Source organism: Streptomyces sp. ISL-100, from assembly GCF_018614615.1.
Taxonomy (GTDB): domain Bacteria; phylum Actinomycetota; class Actinomycetes; order Streptomycetales; family Streptomycetaceae; genus Streptomyces.
The window spans coordinates 96,546-113,835 of the sequence record NZ_JAGGOK010000059.1 but is presented as its reverse complement, the minus strand read 5'-3'; the positions used below and the strand labels follow the sequence as shown (position 1 = coordinate 113,835).

General features: G+C 68.1%; 17 protein-coding genes and 1 pseudogene. 6 read left to right on the top strand and 12 right to left on the bottom strand.

Features of this window, described 5'->3' with window-relative positions; all coding sequences use genetic code 11:
* Positions 1-19 precede the first annotated feature (19 nt).
* Positions 20-796 (top strand): hypothetical protein, encoded by a 777-nt coding sequence (locus J7E89_RS26125; RefSeq protein WP_214976880.1) that lies wholly within the window; start codon positions 20-22, stop codon positions 794-796.
* Positions 793-1,335: a restriction endonuclease gene (locus J7E89_RS26120; RefSeq protein WP_214976879.1), complete on the top strand. Its 543-nt coding sequence runs from the start codon at positions 793-795 to the stop codon at positions 1,333-1,335. Before J7E89_RS26125 ends, J7E89_RS26120 begins: the two co-directional genes overlap by 4 nt.
* Positions 1,336-1,591: 256 nt before the next feature.
* On the opposite strand, the pseudogene J7E89_RS42450 reads toward J7E89_RS26120, so the two are convergent.
* From J7E89_RS42450 to J7E89_RS26110, 3 genes and pseudogenes are all read right to left on the bottom strand, one after another.
* Positions 1,592-1,675: pseudogene (locus J7E89_RS42450) on the bottom strand (IS5/IS1182 family transposase); the annotation flags it as partial.
* A gap of 183 nt (positions 1,676-1,858) precedes the next feature.
* Positions 1,859-3,499, bottom strand: coding sequence for a UvrD-helicase domain-containing protein (locus J7E89_RS26115; protein WP_308315606.1), 1,641 nt, complete (start codon positions 3,497-3,499; stop codon positions 1,859-1,861).
* Positions 3,484-5,490: an ATP-dependent endonuclease gene (locus J7E89_RS26110; RefSeq protein ID WP_214976878.1), complete on the bottom strand. Its 2,007-nt coding sequence runs from the start codon at positions 5,488-5,490 to the stop codon at positions 3,484-3,486. The genes J7E89_RS26115 and J7E89_RS26110 overlap by 16 nt, the downstream gene beginning before the upstream one ends.
* Before the next feature lie 1,392 nt (positions 5,491-6,882).
* On the opposite strand from J7E89_RS26110, the gene J7E89_RS41075 reads away from it, so the two are divergent.
* The 4 genes from J7E89_RS41075 (at position 6,883) to J7E89_RS26090 (ending at position 8,622) form a co-directional block, all read left to right on the top strand.
* Positions 6,883-7,191: a hypothetical protein gene (locus J7E89_RS41075; protein WP_251061082.1), complete on the top strand. Its 309-nt coding sequence runs from the start codon at positions 6,883-6,885 to the stop codon at positions 7,189-7,191.
* A 278-nt stretch (positions 7,192-7,469) separates the two neighbouring features.
* Positions 7,470-7,649: a helix-hairpin-helix domain-containing protein gene (locus J7E89_RS26100; protein WP_214976877.1), complete on the top strand. Its 180-nt coding sequence runs from the start codon at positions 7,470-7,472 to the stop codon at positions 7,647-7,649.
* Positions 7,646-8,023, top strand: a complete 378-nt coding sequence (locus J7E89_RS26095) for a hypothetical protein (RefSeq protein ID WP_214976876.1) — start codon at positions 7,646-7,648, stop codon at positions 8,021-8,023. Before J7E89_RS26100 ends, J7E89_RS26095 begins: the two co-directional genes overlap by 4 nt.
* Positions 8,024-8,040: 17 nt before the next feature.
* Entirely contained in the window at positions 8,041-8,622 is a 582-nt protein-coding gene (locus J7E89_RS26090) for a TetR/AcrR family transcriptional regulator (protein ID WP_214976875.1), read from the top strand.
* A 73-nt stretch (positions 8,623-8,695) separates the two neighbouring features.
* Here J7E89_RS26090 and J7E89_RS26085 read toward each other — a convergent pair whose 3' ends face one another.
* From J7E89_RS26085 to J7E89_RS26045, 9 genes are read right to left on the bottom strand one after another with little or no spacing between them, the layout of a single operon-like run.
* Positions 8,696-9,472, bottom strand: a complete 777-nt coding sequence (locus J7E89_RS26085) for a class I SAM-dependent methyltransferase (protein WP_214976874.1) — start codon at positions 9,470-9,472, stop codon at positions 8,696-8,698.
* Between the two features lie 53 nt (positions 9,473-9,525).
* Positions 9,526-10,512 carry an aldo/keto reductase gene (locus tag J7E89_RS26080; RefSeq protein WP_214976873.1) on the bottom strand — a complete coding sequence of 329 codons (987 nt, stop codon included), beginning with the start codon at positions 10,510-10,512 and terminating at the stop codon, positions 9,526-9,528.
* Entirely contained in the window at positions 10,509-12,122 is a 1,614-nt protein-coding gene (locus J7E89_RS42095) for a GMC oxidoreductase (protein WP_214976872.1), read from the bottom strand. The genes J7E89_RS26080 and J7E89_RS42095 overlap by 4 nt, the downstream gene beginning before the upstream one ends.
* Before the next feature lie 43 nt (positions 12,123-12,165).
* Positions 12,166-13,347 carry an acyl-CoA dehydrogenase family protein gene (locus tag J7E89_RS26070; protein WP_214976871.1) on the bottom strand — a complete coding sequence of 394 codons (1,182 nt, stop codon included), beginning with the start codon at positions 13,345-13,347 and terminating at the stop codon, positions 12,166-12,168.
* Positions 13,344-14,057: a 4'-phosphopantetheinyl transferase superfamily protein gene (locus tag J7E89_RS26065; RefSeq protein ID WP_214976870.1), complete on the bottom strand. Its 714-nt coding sequence runs from the start codon at positions 14,055-14,057 to the stop codon at positions 13,344-13,346. Before J7E89_RS26065 ends, J7E89_RS26070 begins: the two co-directional genes overlap by 4 nt.
* Positions 14,054-14,812 carry a class II aldolase/adducin family protein gene (locus tag J7E89_RS26060; RefSeq protein ID WP_214976869.1) on the bottom strand — a complete coding sequence of 253 codons (759 nt, stop codon included), beginning with the start codon at positions 14,810-14,812 and terminating at the stop codon, positions 14,054-14,056. Before J7E89_RS26060 ends, J7E89_RS26065 begins: the two co-directional genes overlap by 4 nt.
* Positions 14,809-15,561, bottom strand: a complete 753-nt coding sequence (locus J7E89_RS26055) for a dihydrodipicolinate reductase C-terminal domain-containing protein (protein ID WP_214976868.1) — start codon at positions 15,559-15,561, stop codon at positions 14,809-14,811. The genes J7E89_RS26060 and J7E89_RS26055 overlap by 4 nt, the downstream gene beginning before the upstream one ends.
* Entirely contained in the window at positions 15,554-15,853 is a 300-nt protein-coding gene (locus tag J7E89_RS26050; protein WP_308315605.1) for a hypothetical protein, read from the bottom strand. Before J7E89_RS26050 ends, J7E89_RS26055 begins: the two co-directional genes overlap by 8 nt.
* The gene (locus tag J7E89_RS26045) at positions 15,850-17,286 is read right to left on the bottom strand and encodes a class I adenylate-forming enzyme family protein (protein ID WP_214976867.1); all 1,437 of its coding nucleotides are present in this window, start codon (positions 17,284-17,286) and stop codon (positions 15,850-15,852) included. Before J7E89_RS26045 ends, J7E89_RS26050 begins: the two co-directional genes overlap by 4 nt.
* Between the last annotated feature and the right edge of the window lie 4 nt (positions 17,287-17,290).

Here is a 17,290-nt window from a genome sequence, read left to right as displayed (position 1 = left end):
TCCCTATGTTCTCTCCGATGTGGCTCCTCTGGGAGCGAGTATCGCCCAGAGCCTGCGGCAGGCCATCACGCAGGCCGAGACAGTGCTGGTAGTCCTGGGGAGCCCCGCCAGGTCCCAGAGTGTCCTGTTCGAGGCCGGCGTAGCGGTAGGTATGGGCAAGCGGGTCGTCGTCATCACCGATCCCGGCGAGGAGACCCCCGCGGACCTGTGCGGTCTGCTCACCATCCGTGCCCGCCCGGACGACCTGGAGGCCATCGGTTTTGCCCTGGACCAGGCCGAGGGCCGTCCGGCTCCGGGTTCTGCGACTGCCGCTGCGGTCGGGCGCCCGCTCGGCGCCGTGCGAGTGGATGAACTCCTTGCCCTGCTGCACGAGGGCAAGCCGCGCGAGCTACGGATCATCGAGATTCTCAAGACCGCCCTGGAGGAGAGCGGAACGGTAGCCGTGGAGCGCCCAGTCCACGGCACGCATCGCCTTATCGATCTCGGGGTGTGGTCGGACGACCTGGACGCCATCGCTCTGAACCCTCTACTCATCGAGGTGAAGCGCACGTTGTCGCGCAGCGCGGTCGATCAGACTCTCCGTCTGCTGCAGAGCAGCCGCATGCAGGCGGCCCTTTTGGTGCACCTTGAGCCGCCGCCGTCGCAGAGTGAGGCGGGTGAGGCACTCGAGGAGACCACGTTCCCGGTCCTGACAGTTTCGCTACCAGCGCTGCTTGAGCGCATGCGTACGTCGAGCTTCGCCGAGGTCGTACGCGACCTGCGGAACCGCGCTGTTCATGGTGTGCAGGCCTCATGACGTCCATCGACGACGGCCGTGTTGCCGCGCTCTTGGCAGCTGGTGACAACGCCGTCAGCAACGCGGCACGAGGCAAGGCTTTCGAGGACCTCCTCACCTACCTCTTCGAGCTCGTCCCCGGGATCAGCGCGAGTGTCCGTAACCAGCTCGATGCCTTCTCATCTGAAGAAATCGACATCGCCTTCTGGAACGACGGCGACCCAAACGGTTTGCGCCAGTTCGACCAGATCATCCTGGTGGAGTGCAAGAACTGGTCCAAACCAGTGGGCGCATCAGAGGTAACGATTTTCAATGCGAAGCTGGAGGCACGCGGTCGGCCTCTGGGAGTCCTCGTCGCCGCAAGTGGGATCACCGGTGATGCGGACGACCTCTCTGCCGCACACCAGATCCTCTTCAGGGCTCTGGGGCAGAAGAGAGAGATCCTGGTGGTAACCCGGACTGAGATCGAGCAGCTCTGCGATACCGACGATCTGGTCCGGCTGTTGAAGCGGAAGAAGCTGCAACTGGCCGTCTCGGGCACTATCTACGGTGTGTCGTGACAGGCTGGCACGAATGTCAGGCGGCCAAGACGCTGCTGTCGCCTGCCCAGAGACCGTCCTCGACGGCGGCTGTGAGGCGTACTGCTGCGCAGAGCAAGAGCACCGCTCCGTTGAAGCAGCCCGCGAAGGGGCCCTCTTGCCTCTCCCCGACCTGTCCGTATCCTCGCTGACCGTGACATCCCGCAAGGAACAGACATGGCCCTTGCAGGGGCTGGCAACAGCGTCCGTGGTGGCCGACTCCATCTCCCAAAGCCGCACGCAGGTACGCCAAGGCGACCAGCGGAAGCTGGTGCGGTGGGAGTTTGCACCGTCGGCCACCTTCACGAGTGACGATGAGCATCGTGACTCACTCGGCGTGCCGCAGGTCGAGTGCGACAGGAGAAGAACCAACCAGACTCCTACGCGGGCGGGTTGAGACTTCAAGCAGCTCCCTCAAGGCGGGAGCCTCATGCGCTGCGGGTCTCCGCCCATCCACTGCCGTCACCCGATCGGTGTCCATGTTGAAAGGCTCAGGGACCTGTCCCTAGTCGTGAACGGCGGCGCCGCTGAACCATTCGCGTGCCACTGCTTCACTACGAGGGCTAAGCGGAGTCACGAAGACGACGGCGAGGCGCCTGATGGCCCGGGAACAGCAGACGTAGAAGAGGTTGCGGGAGCGGGTGGCCCGTTCCTTGCGGTGGTCGTCTCCGGTGAGCATGCGGTCGACGTTGAAGTGGTTCCATGCGCTGTCGTCGATCATGACCACGACGTTCTCGAACTCGTCGCCCTTGACGCCGTGCTGGGTGGAGAAGGGGGTGAGCTCGTTGCGGTACTGGGTGAGACGGACGACTTCCTGGTATTTGATGGCGCGCAGGCCAGCCGCGAAGTCGGCGTCTCTTTGGGCACGTTCGTCGAGGTCCTCCGCGCCGATGGTGCGTTCGATGGATTTGACCCTGCCCGGCGGAGTGATCAGCTTGGCGCGGGTAACGGCGTCGAGGACGTCGCCAACGGTGCCCGTGGCCCGGACTGCGGTGATCTCCTGGAGTATGCCGTTGATCCTGGCTTTGTCCGAGTGCTTGCGGATGGTGAGGGGCCCTGTGCCGAGCAGGGTGGTGAGGTGGGCGTACTCCTGGGCTTCGTAGGCGGCGCAAAGCTCCTCGATGATCTTCATGAACTGGGCGTAAGGCTCAGTTCCCTCCAGAAGGTCGTCCCTCCCGTTGCTCCCTCGTTTGCTGTAAAGCTGGAGGAGGTTGGGGTAGCCATGAGCGGCTGCGATGCTGCGGTGCGTCAGGCTCAGGTACTTGACCCCCGTCGCAGGCCAGCCGCAGGTGTCGAGTACTGTCCGGGCCCGCTGGACCGGGTTCTCGTCCTCAGCGCCGGGCAACTTGAGGATCAGGCGGACCTCGCCGGCAGACTTGTCCGTGTCCGGTTGCTGGATCAAGTCTGGTCGGATCTTGTTCAGGACCTCGACGATCGGCTTCGCGCAGCGGTGGTTGCCATGCATGGTGAGCGTGACCAGGTCGTCCCGCTTCAGGGCGCCGACGCCGGTGTTGTAGATCTTCTGCATGGAGTCGCCGAAGAAGCCGACGGTGCAGGCAGGTCCGGTCGCCGTGGCGATGTGGTCCAAGAGGAGGGTGACGGTGGCGGGGAAGGTGTCCTGGTACTCGTCGACGAAGACCACCGGGTAGCGGTGGGCGATGATCCTCGCGAGTTTGGAATGGGAGCCGATCAGTGCGGAGGCGAGCGCGAGGACCTCGTCGTGGGAGATTTTCCCGTCGGCGAAGCGCCGGCCCCGGTCGTGGTATTCGATCCGGAGGCCGGAAGCGAGTTCCGCCATGTCCTGGGGGCGCGGCAAGCCTCGGTTGTACTCGATGAGGGCGTCCAGTAGTTCGCGCTGATGGTCTTGGATGAGGCTCCACAGGAATTCGTGGATCGTGCCGACGTACACCAGGGGGTCGTCAGCGATGCGCTGCTTGATCTGGTGCTTGGCCACGTTGGTATAGGTGATGCAGGCGATCTGCTTGCCGGCCTGCTCCAGGGCCGGCCGCCGGGTGTCGAGCAGGTAGAAAAGGGCCTCCACCAGGGCCGTGGTCTTGCCGGCGCCGGCCCCGGCTTCCACGAGGAAGTTGCTCCGGGCGTCGAGGGCGGCGCGGATACCTTCGCGGACTTCTACCTCGTCAGCCACTGCAGGCCTTCCCGGATATAGCGAGGGACCGCCCAGCCCTCCGTGAGGAGCATGTCGAACGCGAAGTCGGTTTTCTTGCGGCTCAGTCGCTCGGCGATGGGGAAGGCGGCGGTAGCGATGGCCTCGGGGCTCGGCGTGGTGCCAACCTCGCTGGTGAAGGCGTTCTTGAGGGCCAGTGTGTCCAGGTTGCGGGTGAACATGTCGGCGTTGGCGATGATCATGGCGTCCTCGAAGCTGCGCCCGCACGGCCCCCCGTCCGCTTCCGGCACCTCGTAGGCGACGCGTACGTTTCCGCAGACTTTCGCCTCTGCTGGGGCCTGCAGGAGCGTCTTGACCTCACTGAGCTGCGGCACCCAATCCTTGAGAGTGGCGTTGGAGGTGAGGGCGCCGCCGGTGTCGGGCGCGCAGCGTGTTTTGGTGGCGGGGTCGACCGAGTCGAGGTCGGTGATTACCAGCGCCGGGACGCCGAGGAACTCCAGGAGCGTCTTGAACCGCGCGGCGTATGCATCGCCGACCTCAATGATCGAGATGTACTGGTTTGCCAGTTCCGGCGCACACTTGCTGATCATGGCGCGGAGGAGGAGTCGTTCAGCGGTCCCCTCGATCAAGATGATGCGGTCGGCGAAGAACATGTCGCAGCGGTGCGTGTGCATGTACTGGGCGAGGAACTGAAGGGTCGTCTTCCCGTTGGTCTGCTGCTTGGTGGTGTGCTCGAAGTCGGAGAGGTCCTTGACCTTGAGGTTGGGGCCGTTGCAGTCGAAATAGCGCACGGCACTGAAACCGCTGCTCGCGACAATGTGCGAGGAATGGGTGGTGAGGACCGCCTGGACGGCCCACTCTTTCCTCTCCAAGAGGCGGTTAATGTTGCTGATGAAGACTTCCTGCATCTGGGGGTGCAGGTGGGCTTCGGGTTCCTCGATGAAGAGCAGTTGCAGGGCCGGCCGGGGCTTCAAGCGCAGGTAGGCGTGGTAGAACCCGATGACCTGGATCACGGTGCTGATGAGCTTGCTGTAGCCGAGGCCGTTGTGGCCTTCGGGCAGCGGGTGGTCACTCTCGGGCGAGGCGTACTGGATTCGGGTGCTGCCGTGGAGAATATCCCCGGACTCGATCAGCGAGATGATCTCCGGCGTTTGCAGCGGAGCGATAGTGCCCACGCCGAAGGTGCGCAGTTCGTCGAGGATGGGGCGGAACAACTGGTCGTAGTTGGTGTCGATGCTCTTCGAAGCGACGGCCAGCGCCTGCTCGATGCTCTCGATGTTCTGGTTGCGTTCCTCGTCGGCGCTGTTCGCCTTGTAGAAGGTCTCGAAGGTTTTGGACAGCGTGCGGGCCCGGTCTGCGGGGACGTCGTCGATGCGGGGCTGGGCGTGGATGGACTTTACTGACAGCACCCTGCGCGCCGCGGCGGGCGTGATCTCCCGGCGGACGTTCGGGTCCAGGGCGGAGACCGCCCAGTAGGAGGGGGCGTAGAACGTGGAGAAGTTCTTGCGGAGGAACTTGCCCCAGTCGAAGGCCGAGCCTTGCCGGGCCAGGGCAGCGTCCGCCTGCTCGAGGAGGTCGCGCGGCCGCTTCACACTTAGGACTGCTTCGAGCCGGGCCTCCAGGCAGTCCTCGCCTAGGTCCAGGATGATCCCGGACAGCAAAGCGAGGTCGTCCTCTACGGTGTAGGCGATGACGACCTGCAGACTGATGGCAGGGATGAGCTCTTCCGCTGCCTTCAACTGCTCTTCGCGGGTCTCGCTGCTGTCCTCCGGAACGGCCCGGGCCGTGCGGTAGGCCTCCACGGCCGACTTGATCTCCTTGATCCTGCTGACGGACAGGTCCTCCAGGACGAACTTGGTGTCGTCGCTGCCGAAGAACTTGTCGAAGAGGTTGGCGAAGGACGTCTTGCCGCTGTTGTTCCGGCCCACTACGAGCGTGGCCTTCTTGTCGATCTTCACCTCTACGTCCTGCAACGCGCGGAAGTTCGTCACTTTGGCACAGGTCAGCTGCACTGGCTCTCCCGAGCTGTTCCACCCCTAGCCTGCCGCACCGGCCCAACAGGCACACCGATTTGATGCAGTATCAGGCACACCACGGGCCCAGATCCGCGCTTCGCTAAAAGTGGATCATTCGTTCGATTACTCAGGTACTTCGCCCGGGCTGAAGCCGCCGGGCGGAGGCAAGTGCAACTGCGGCGGCGGGCCATGCCTGAGTGCCCAGACGATGGGCTGCCCGCCGTGACAGACGAGGGAGAGCCATGGGGATCAAGGGGGCGGGCGGACGCGTACGACGCGGCTCGGCCGGCGGCGCACTTTACTGCGGGAGGGTATGGCACGGGCAGCTGTCAGAACGGCACAAGCCCGAGATCGCCAAGCCCAGGTCACGGACAACCCAACTGGCCCCAGGACTCGGACGCCCCGCAAGAATTCTGACGTTTCATCACGCACAGCTGTCCACCGGCTGTCCACCGGAGGCATCACGCACCAGACGAATTCCGCAGCTCGGCCGATCAAAACAGCAGGTCACAGCCTTGCGACCACCCATCGGCGACTGCGAGTAAACCTGCGACCTACGCATTGCGATGCGTAGACCGCACATGCCCGATTTACCCGGAATTCAAGGTCACCCGAAACAAGAAACCCCAGGTCAGAGGCCCGACCTGGGGGTTTACCTTAGAGCCGCCTTCGGGATTCGAACCCGAGACCTACGCATTACGAGACCATGAGCAATCATGTTGCGTGGTGCCTGCTCGTGCTGCTGAGTGACGTTTTGCCTGATCAGAGCACGTGCGACTGGTTGGTCTATGCTTCCTCATATTGCGTCGTCCAAAGGCGTCCGGCCTATGCTTCCTCATATTGCGTCGTCCAAAGGCGTCCGGCCACCGGCTGGCCACCGGAGGGGTCACCGGAGGGGTCACCGGAGGGGTCACCGGAGGGGTCACCGGAGGGGTCACCGGAGGGGTCACCGATAACGACAAGAAGAGGTGCCACGCGGGTTGTGGGTCTTCCACAGTGCCTCCTGCGGCCGATCCCGCTCCCTGCGGAGTCGCCCCCAAGGGCGCTCCCACCGTAGCCGGTACGGACCGCCACGCTGGGACGTGGTCACCGCCCGCAGGTTCGCGCCGCGCCGACTGATCAGCTCCGCCGCCGGGTTCTGTCGACGCCTGGCTCAGGCCAGGGATTCCTACTCCGGCCTCGACCAGAGACACGGCGTCTGTGCTCGCCCCCCTCGTGGCGGCTGGACGCTGACGCCCCCGAACTCGTGCCTGGTGGGCCGGACAGTCGCTGGTCCGACGCCGGGGCTCTCGTCACCGTGCGTGATGCTGCGCCAGTGCGGTGCACCGTCCCAAGGCAGGCGGATCCCCTCCGTCTGGAATACCCCTCTGCCCGTTTCGATTGCTTCCCTTGTACCGATCGCGGGAGGGGGACGCTGGTGGCCGACCTCTCGCCGGGACCGGGCGGATCCTGTTCGACCGGTGCTTCATCAGCGAACTGGTCTACGGCCCTCTCCACCGGGGCCGTTCCCGGATCAACTGGAAGTCGGTCCTGGACGATCTCGCCCGTGACGCCGCCGAGAAGGTCGTGCAGCTCGTGCCGCACGCTCGGAGGCCCCTGGCGGCCGTCAAGGACGGAGAGCCGACGGCCTCGCCCCGCCGGCCTAGGATGACGCCGTCGCGCAAGAGCGACGAGGCCAAGGAAGAGCGCTCCGCCTGATCGCAGGCGAGAAGGAGCCCCGGTCAGCGGAATCTGACCGGGGCTCCGCCATGTCATGAACGGTCCACGGTGCAACGCGGCAAGCAGCGCCACCCAGGCCTCCGCGTGGAGCGCGCCGCGCACGGCCCGCAACCCGTACTCGTCCCACCCCTCAGCCACGGCCCGACGGTAGCGCGCACGACGGAGGATGTACGACGCCGAGACCCACCGGCCGCCGCCCGCCTCCGTACCACTTCCGATCCCACCCGGCGCCTGCGAACAGGCCGTCTGCTTTGTTCGTGCACAACATCGGCGCAATCCGGCTCGGGCGAATCACGGCTGCCTGGCAGGAACAGAAGGCCATCGCCGAGATCATGCTGTTCCTGCAGAACTTGGGAATCACCCCAGGCCTCGCGGTGAAGATCTACACCGCCTACGCCGAGTCTTCCGGCAGCACGACGACAGCGCCGCGATCGTGACGAACGCCCACCGCATCCTGCACGGCGAACTCCCGCAAGACGACCCCAAGGCGTTCTGGAACCGCCCCGTCCCCGTCGCCGAAGACATCGCCCAACGCGTGGTGAACCGGGTCTGCGAACTCATGCCCGAGCACTTCAAGGCCCACCCGGAGGGCGTCCAGGTCCTGTGCCCGGGCAAGAAAAACATCGCTGGCATGAACGACCTCAACCTGCGCCTCAACCCACCCGCGCCGGACAAACCCCCAGCAATACCACGGCGGGTCCGTCTTTCGGCTCGGCGACCGCAACTGGAATCGGTGACTGGCATCACAATGGCGTGCTGGGCAGCTGCGCGCTTCGCGGCGCAGGCCGTATCGTCCAAGGGAGTAAGCTAGGCCTATTAGGAGAGTGGATGAAGACGCGCGCGGGCCTGACCGTCGACAAGATCACACAGGCCGCTGCCGCCCTGGCCGACGAGGTCGGCTTCGAAGGGGTCACCCTCTCAGCCCTTGCCCGCAGGTTCGGCGTCAAGGACGCCAGCTTGTACTCGCACGTCAAGAACCTTCAGGACGTACGGACCCGGGTGGCTCTGCTGGCAGCCGAAGAAATGAGCGCCGAACTCGCCGCCGCCATCGCTGGCCGGTCGGCCGAGGACGCGCTGGTGGCCTTCGCCGACGCCTACCGTGACTTCGCCCTGCGCTGTCCGGGGCGGTACGCGGCGACACAGATGCGGCTGGATCTGGAGCAGATCGCCGACGCGAAGGGGTTCGTCCAGAACATTGAGCTGACGTACGCGGTGCTGCGCGCCTACGACCTGGAGGAGCCCGATCTCACCGACGCGGTGCGCTTCATGCGCAGCACGTTCCACGGCTTCATCAACATCGAGTCGGTCGGCGGATTCGGGCATCCGCGCGACATCGACGAGTCCTGGCGCAAGGCCATCGCAACGGTCCACTCGGCGCTCCGGCAGTGGCCCCGCACCAAGGCCGCTTAGGGCCTGCCGGGCCCTGAGCGTCGGTGGCGCGACAGGGAAGGGACGAGACCCGGTCGCGCCAGCCTGCCTCCCGTCACTCACCCCACTTCATGTAGATCACCGGCGGCTCACGGCCGGGGAGCTGGCGCAGGGGCGCGTGGTCGAGGCCGAAGACCTCACGCAGAGCAGTGGTCTCGCCGGGCCACTTGGGATGGGCCAGCTCGTCGAAGGCGAGAATGCTGCCCTTGGTCAGGTACGGCTTGATCGCCTCCAGAAGCTCCTTCGTCGGCTGGTACAGATCGAGGTCGAAGTAGGCCATCGCGATGACCGTCTCCGGGTTCTCCTCCAGGTACCGCGGGACGGTCTCGCGTACGTCGCCCTGGACGACGAAGGAGCGCTGGGTGTGCCCGAAGGGCTCGGTGGCCTCGTGGGCGGCCAGGACCTCGCGCAGGTGGTCAACCTCACCGTCGGGCGTCGCGAAACGTCCCGGGACGGCACTGGTGCTGACCTTGTCGACCTCCTTGATGTCCTCCGGGAAGCCAGTGAAGGTGTCGAAGCCGACGATGCGACGCAGCGAGTTGTACGGCTCGTAGATGCTGCGCAGCGCTGTCAGGGTGGCCAGATGGCGACCGTGCAGGACGCCGAACTCCATGATGGTTCCCGGGACTTCGGGCAGCATGCGGTAGAGCGCGTCCATGGACAGCAGGTCGGCCAGCTGGTGCCGCCGCATGTAGACCGACAGGTTGTCGATCAGGTACTCCGGCGGGATCGGTGACTCGACGAGCAGCTTGGTCAGCCGCTCGCGCGCCTCGCGATCCTGCGCCGACTCGTGCGGGACAATCCGCGGATCGGTGTAGCTGTTCTCGGCCATCAGCCGTTTCCTTTCAATTCAGTTCAGTTCAGTTCAGGTCAGGTCAGGTCAGGTCAGGTCAGCCAGCAGTCGGGGGCGGAGCCACCGCGACCGACCGGCGGGAAGAGTTCGTCGAGCCGGTCCAGCAGGGACTCGGGCAGGACGCACTTCAGGGCTTCTAGTGCGCCCTCGATGTGCTGCTCCGTACGAGGCCCGATCACTGCGGCCGTCACACCGGGGCGCGACAGCGTCCAGGCCATGCCGACCACCGCCGGGTCCAGGCCGTGATCGGCGCAGAGCTTCTCGTAGGCCTCGATGGTGTCGTGGTGTGCGTCCAGGGCCGCCACCGCACGGCCTTGCGCCGACTTGACGGCGGAGTTGGTCCGCTTCTTGCGGAGCACACCGCCGAGCAGGCCGCCATGCAGCGGTGACCAGACCAGCAGGCCGAGTCCGTGCGCCTGGGCCGCGGGCATGACCTCGAGCTCCGGATACCGGGTGACGAGGTTGTAGACACACTGCTCCGAGACCAGGCCCAGGGTGTTCCTGCGCTGCGCGGCCGCCTGAGCGGAGGCGATGTCCCAGCCCGCGAAGTTGGACGAGCCGACATAGCGCACCTTGCCCTGGGTGACCAGGAGGTCCATCGCCTGCCAGACCTCGTCCCAGGCCACGGAGCGGTCGATGTGGTGCATCTGGTACACGTCGATCCAGTCCGTGCCCAGACGCCTGAGCGACGCCTCGCAGGCCGCGACGATGTTGCGGGCCGACAGACCGTGGTCGTTCAGGCCATCGCCCATCGGGTCGCCCACCTTGGTGGCCAGTACAACCTGGTCACGGCGGGCGGGGCCCTTGTCGAGCCATCGGCCGATGACCTCCTCTGTGTGGCCCTTGTAGACCCGCCACCCGTACGTGTTGGCGGTGTCGATCAGGTTGATGCCCCGCTCCAGGGCGTGGTCCATGAGGTGGTGCGCCTCCGGCTCCTCAACCCGGCCGCCGAAGTTGACGGTGCCGAGGGCCAGCCTGCTGACGCGCAGACCGGTGCGGCCCAGCTGAGTGTGGATCACGCGTCCTTCCCTTCGTCCGGTACCTGTGTCCCCGGTGCCGCGTCGGCCGTGCCGCGCCGGATACGGCGCGCGATGTCGCGCGCCCCCAAGACGGACAGCGCGACGCTGGTGAGGGTGGGGTTGCAGGCCGTCCGCGTCGGTATGACGCCGTTTCCCGCGACGTAGAGGTTGTCGACCCCCCACACCCGGCTGCTGGGGTCGCAGACGCTGGTGCCGTCGTCGACGGCGCCCATGCGCACGGTCCCCTGGTAGTGCAGGGAGCTACCCGACGGGAGGATCCAGGGGGCCTCGCCGTCGGCGGGGCCCCCGAGGACCTTGCTCAGGCGCAGCGCCTCAGCCTCGGCCTCGGCGAGCATCGCGCGGTCCCCGTCGTCGAGGGTGTGGTGGATCGTCATCGCGGGCATGCCGATCCAGTCCCGCTCGGTGTCGCTGAACTCCAGCCGGTTGTCGGCCCGCGGCTCCTGTGAGGTGAACAGGTGCACCGAGACCAACGGTCTGCCCGCCCGGCCGCCGTCGGCGGTGTCCGCGACCGTGGCGGGGTCGATCCGGGTCAGCATGCAGTGGAACGGATACCTCTCACCCTCGTAGGGGATCCAAGTGACCCCGCTCGGAACCTCGTTCCTGCCTTCCCCGTCCTCGGGGCCGCCGAGGCCGTGGACCTCGGCGATGACCGAGACCTGCGGGTGCTCGTTGAGGTAGCGGCCGAGGGCCCGGGGGCGTACACCGGAGGCGAAGAGCAGCTGCGGGGTGCGCAGCGGGTCGCCCGCCACGACGATGTAGTCGGCGCGTACGACGCTGACGGCTCCCGTGGCCCGGTCGCGAAGCCCCACTCCGACGGCCCGCCCGTCCTCCACGAGCACCTTCTCGCACAGCGTGTCCGCGCGCAGTTCGACGCCCGCGCCGGGACCCGTCGGCAGCTCCCGCAGGATCACGTCCGTACCGCTGCGCCGCACCTGGTTCCCGGTGCGGACGGCGGCCATGGGCATGGCCCGCACCCTCCGGTCCGGCGCCCGTCCCTCGTCGAGCTCCTCGCCCAGGATCCGTTCGATATGGGCGGCGAAGGCTGAGTCGGAGAACTGGGTACCCGAAACCTGGAGAAGCCGCTCGGCGACCGCGTACGCCTCGTCGAGCTCGTCCCGGTCCACGCAGTCGACGCGCTCGGCGTCGCCCGGCCGGGGGGAGGCCCCGAACCAGAGCGCCCCCATGCCGCCCACGTTGCAGGACTGCTGGGCCGCGGGCAGCCCGTCGCCGGTCAGGTCACCCGACCCGACGGGGAACATGCCCGGCCGGGTGACAAGGGCCCGCCCCCGCTCCTCCCAGAACTGGTTGTGCGCGATGGCCGACGCCGTGGCGATTCCGTACGGGCGCCGAAACGGACCTTGCGCGGCGACCCGGGCGCGCTCGCGCTCCTCGGCGTCGGTGATGGCGGTCATGTGCAGGCCCGGCGGATCCGTCAGGACGGGGCCCGCCTCGACCAGCAGAACGCCGGCTGAGGGGTGCGCCTCGTGGATCTGGTGGGCGTAGGTCGCGCCCGTCGGACCGCTGCCGATGATGACTACGTCGACGACATGCGTGCTCTCGGTCGTCTCGGTGGACTTCTGAGCTGACACGCTGCTCCTCTCTCCAGCTCTATGGCTCTATGGCTCTATGGCTCTACAGCGAGCGGGCGATGACGACGCGTTGGATCTGGTTGGTGCCCTCGATGATCTGGAGCAGCTTCGCCTCGCGCATCCAGCGTTCGACCGGGTGATCCTGGACATAGCCATAGGCGCCCAGGGCCTGTACGGCGTCCGTGGTGACGCGCATGGCGGTCTCGGTGGCGAAGAGCTTGGCGCGGGCCGCCGCAGCAGTCACGGCCGAGGCGCTCGCGCCGGAGTCCAGCGTGCGGGCTGCTTCCCGCACCAGGGCGCGGGCCGCGTCGACCTGCGTGGACATATCCGCGAGCATGAAGGCGAGGCCCTGGAAGTCCGCCACGGGACGGCCGAACTGCCGCCGGGTCTTGGTGTAGGCGACGGCGTGGTCCAGGGCTGCGGAGGCCAGGCCCACCGCGCAGGCGGCGATGCCCAGGCGGCCCCGGTCGAACAGGCCGGTCGCGATCAGGAACCCCTTGCCCGGACGGCCAATCAGCCGCTCGGCCGGGACCTGGGCCCCGTCCAGCACCACCGCCGCGGTGGGCGAGGAACGCACACCCATCTTCTTCTCAAGCCGCTGGACCTGCAGCCCCGGGGTTTCGGCGTCGGCGAGGAGCACGGACAGCCCGCGGATGCCGGGGCCTCCGGTGCGGCAGAAGACGTTGTAGTGGTCGGCCTGCCCGGCGTGGCTGGTCCATGCCTTGATGCCGTCGACCGTGTACCGGCCGTCCTCGGAGGCCTGGCGTGCCGTGCAGGCGATGGCCGCGATGTCGGAGCCCGCCTCGGCCTCCGAGATGCAGTTGGCGCCGAGCTGTTCGCCGCCGAGCATGCCGGGCAGCCACTGCTCACGCTGGCGGTCGGTGCCGTAGGTGGCCAGCGGGTAGCACGACAGGGCGTGGATGTTGACGGACTGCGCGACGGCCAGCCACCGCTTGGCCAGGATCTCCAGCACGGTGAGGTAGACCTCATGGCTCTGCCCGCCGCCGCCATACTCCGTGGGGTACGGCAGGCTGAGCAGCCCGGCCCGGCCGAGGGTCCGCAGGATCTCCCGCGGGAACTCCGAGCGGGCCTCGAAGTCGTCGGCGTTCGGAGCGAGTTCCTTCTCGGCCAGCTCTCCGGCCAGCGCCACCAGATCGCGGACCTCCTCGTCCTGCTTCCATGACCTGCCCGTCGAGGGGGCTTCGGTGAACGGAGGGCTTGTCATCGTGACACCGGTCTTCTTTCTGGTGCGAGGGTCGGGGGTGGGGTCGGGGGCCCGGCTTCCGGGGCCATCAGGGCGAGGCGGACCACGGCCGGGCGGTGCGGCTGGTCGAAGGCGACGGCCAGGGCGAACGCGGGGAGGGGCTGCAGCACCCGCCACCGCAGAGCCCGCCAGGTCCCGCCGTCCGCCAGCAGCGCTCCGGGGTAGGTCTCGGGCCAGCGCTTCAGCCCTGTCCCGGTGGCTTTGGCACACGCCTCGTGGATCGTCCAGCGCCGGGCCAGCGCCGCCGCCTGCCGCTCGGGCGGGAGCACCGCCAGCTCGCGCTGCTGCTCCACCGAGCAACAACGGTTCAGCAGGCCGGCGGTGGGCGGTGTCGGCCCCTGGATGTCGACGCCCACGGCGCGGCCCACGGCGACGGCGACGGCGACCGTCTCGCCGCTGTGGGAGACGCTGATGCCGATGGACGGCAGGTCCTCCAGCACGGGTTTGCCACGGTCGGTGCGGGCGACCCGGGTGGCCCGCACCCAACTCCCCAGGCTGCGCTCCAATGCCCAGCGCAGCAGGGCCCGGCCCGCGGTGAACTCCCGGGCCCGACGCGGCGCGAAGGCCTCCGCCTGGAGCGACTCCTCGGCGCTGAGCAGGTGCGCGTGCCGCACCGCCGCAGCGGTCGGCGCGCACGCCACGAGGAGGTCGTCGCGCGGCACTTTGGTCACCACGTGGTGGCTTCGGGCCAGACGCACCGGACGCGTCGGACGGCGTAGTCCCAGTAGGAGCGCACGGACAGGTCCGCGTAGATGAAGTCCCGTTTGAGGGCGACGTCTGTTTCGGAGGCCCAGGTGTAGGGGGCGCCGCTCTGCTCCGCCAGCAGCTGCAGTCGGCAGGCGCGCTCCAGGACCTGCGCGAAGACCGCGGCGTGCCGCACGCTCTTCCCGACGATCACCCCGCCGTGGTTGCGCAGCAGGACGCCCTCCGCGTCGCCGAGCGACTCGGCGATGGCGTCACCGGTCTCCTGGTCGAGCACCGTGTTGCTGGTCTGTGTGAACAAACTGAGGGCGCCGGTGAAGTGCGCACCGTCGTGCGAGACGGGCCGCAACTCAAGGTCCGTGGCGCCGAAGACGAGGGTGTGCGGGGCGTGGCTGTGCACGATGCCGTTGACGTCCGGGCGAGCCCGGTAGATCGCTTGGTGCAGCGGGAGTTCGGGCGGGGCGAGCGGGTCGACCGGCGCGTCCGGGGCGATGGACGCGGCCACCACCTGGTCGGGGGTCGCCTCGTCGAAACCGCACAGGGCGTTCTTGATGAAGAAGGTGTCGGAGTTGGGCATCCGCGCCGATATCTGGCCCTGGTTGAAGTCGTCATGCCCGTCGAGGGAGAGCATGCGGGCCCCGGCGGCGATCTGCCCGGCCAGCCGGGTGGGTACGCGCGGCAGGGTGCTGCGGCCCTCCACGGCGGCTGCGGTGGTTGGCGTCATCGTCCGTCCTCCTGCCCGTCGGTCACCGCGCCGGCCATCGTGGCCAGCAGGTCGTCGAACACCTCGTGGATCGAGTACGTGCCGGGGGCGCGGCCCACGCTCCAGCCCGCGGCTCCCAGGGCACCGGCCGCGGCCGCGTCGACGGAGCGAACCTCGTGGGTGAAGGTCAGTGCCTGCTCGGGCCATTCGAGCCGGACCTCATGGTCGCTGACGGCCGGACCGCAGCGCAGCGAGGCGATGTCGGCGGCCGGCCGGCCGGTGTGCCGCAGCCACTCCCGGGCGAGGCGGGAGGCCGTCGTGCTCGGCCGGTGCGCCTTGGTGGCGGGATGACGTTCCAGGACGGCGGCTTCCGGTACGGCGCCGGTGATGCCGGCCCGTTCCATCGTGGCGACCACCTCCGCGACCTGCCGCAGGGCGCGGGTCTGCAGGTAATTGCCGAGCGACAGGTTGGGCGCGAGGACGACCGGGGCCTTGGCCGCGTGTGCGTCGAGCAGCCGGAGTTGGTCGTCGTCGAGACCGGAGACGCACTCGACGAGGGGCACCCCCAGGCGGCCGCTCAGGTCGACGGCCTGTGCCACGGCGGCGGGTGCGGAGCAGTCGACGAGGACGTCGGGCACTGGCACCGAGTCCCACTGGTCCGGGCGCCTCGGGTCGTACAGGTGGACGGAGTGCCCTTCCGCTTCGGCGGTTCGGTGGATCGCCCGGCCGAGGCGGCCCGCCCCGAAGACGCCGATGGCGGGCTCAGGCATCGGCCGACTCCCGCAGATGCTGACTGATCAGTTCGACGAGGCTGTCGATGGTCTCGAAGCGCTCGCTCTCCTCCTCGGGGTCGAGATAGACCCCGAGTTCGTTCTCCACCGTGTCAATCATGCGGATGTAGGCCAGCGACGAGTAACTCACCTCGGGCAGCGACCAGTTCGCGGCTGCCAGGTCCCGCTCGGCCAGGTCGCCCTCTGCCGAGCTGAGCACGATGCGCACGATGCGCGAACGGATGTCGTCCGGGGAGGCCGGCATGGCTGCGTTCTCCTTGAGCGTGGTCACTGGATGTCCTCGGTGTCGTCGAACATGCGGCGCAGCGCCGCCGTGGCGGGCTTGCCGCTGGAACTGCGGGGGATCTTTGGCACGATGCGTACGAGGCTGGGGATCTTGTACGGGGCCAGGCGTTCGGCCAGGTGCCGGCGTGGCCCGGCCGGGTCGAGGCCGGGGGCGGCGGCGAGGACCGCGGCGAGGGCGGCGGTCCCGTGCCGGTCGGCGACCTCCAGGACGATTGCGTCCCTCACTCCCGGTGCCCCTGCGAGGGCTTCGGAGACCTCGACCGCGTCGATCTTGCGGCCGCCGACGTTGATCACCTGGCTGGTGCGACCGGTCAGTACGAGGCTTCCGTCGGACAGGTGCCCCGTGTCGCTCGTGCGGTAGAAGCCGTCCTCGCCGATACGGCTCTCCAGCGCTCCGGGGGCATTGAGGTAGCGGGTGCCCATGGACTCGCTCCTGGCCTCGACGACGCCGGGTTCCCCGGTGCTGCCGGCCCGCAGCTCGACGCCGGGAAGCGGCTGCCCCAAGCCGGGGTCGGTCAGCGGGTCGGTGGCGAAGGTGAGTGGTCCGGCCTCGGCGATGCCGAAGTAGTTCTGCAGGGGTACGCCGGTGCTGTCCACGAACTGCTGCTTGATCTTCGGGCTCAGCGGCGCTGCAGAGGAGATCGCCATCCGCAGATCGGGCAGTGCCTGGGGTGACAGGGGGCGCCGCACCAGGGACTCGTACAACGCGGGGAAGCCGACCAGCCGGGTGGCGGCGCTGCTCCGCAGCATCCGGGAGACCGCGCCGGCCGTGGGCAGTCCGCTGCCCAGGTGCAGCCGCGCCCCGACGAGGAACGCCGACAGCAGGGAGGTGTTGAAGGCAAGGCCGTTGGACAGCGAGGCGAAGCACAGGATGCTGTCGTCGCCGCAAAGGCCGGTGCCCTCGGCCCAGTTGGCGGCGGCGCGGTGCACGGCCCGGCCGCGGAACTCGATGCAGTTCGGGCGGCCCGTGGATCCGGAGGTGAAGCGGCAGACCTCCGTCTCGTCGTGCAGGGCGGGACGGTCGTCGCGGGCCGGGAAGCGGGTGGCGTGCAGGGGACCGAGGGTGCCGCACCGGGTGCCGTGCTCCGGGACCGGCGTGCTCTCCTCGTGGACCAGCAGATCGAGCCCGCAGTCCTCCTGAACGACCCGGGTCTCCTGCGGGCCCGCGGCCCGGTCGATGAGGAACGGTACGCATCCGGCCTTGAGAGCGGCCAGATACGTCACCACGTAGGCGACGGAGTTGCCGGCCCGGATGCCGACGCGCGGCCGGTCCCGGCCGGGCAGCAGTTCCCGTACGACGAGGGCCTGTTGGCCACTGGCCTCATCCAGCTCCCGGTAGCCGAGCGCCGAGCGGCGGTCGGCCACGGCGGGGGCGTCCCCGTGGGCGCGCAGGGCCTGGGTGATGACCTCGATCAGCATGGAC

What these genes read in the sequence shown, in the direction of transcription:
- J7E89_RS26120 (WP_214976879.1), top strand. Translation starts at nt 793, where the DNA reads ATGACGTCCATCGACGACGGCCGTGTTGCCGCGCTCTTGGCAGCTGGT.
- J7E89_RS26090 (WP_214976875.1), top strand. Translation starts at nt 8,041, where the DNA reads ATGAAGACGCGCGCGGGCCTGACCGTCGACAAGATCACACAGGCCGCT.
- J7E89_RS26085 (WP_214976874.1), bottom strand. Translation starts at nt 9,472, where the DNA reads ATGGCCGAGAACAGCTACACCGATCCGCGGATTGTCCCGCACGAGTCG.
- J7E89_RS26070 (WP_214976871.1), bottom strand. Translation starts at nt 13,347, where the DNA reads ATGACAAGCCCTCCGTTCACCGAAGCCCCCTCGACGGGCAGGTCATGG.
- J7E89_RS26060 (WP_214976869.1), bottom strand. Translation starts at nt 14,812, where the DNA reads ATGACGCCAACCACCGCAGCCGCCGTGGAGGGCCGCAGCACCCTGCCG.
- J7E89_RS26055 (WP_214976868.1), bottom strand. Translation starts at nt 15,561, where the DNA reads ATGCCTGAGCCCGCCATCGGCGTCTTCGGGGCGGGCCGCCTCGGCCGG.
- J7E89_RS26045 (WP_214976867.1), bottom strand. Translation starts at nt 17,286, where the DNA reads ATGCTGATCGAGGTCATCACCCAGGCCCTGCGCGCCCACGGGGACGCC.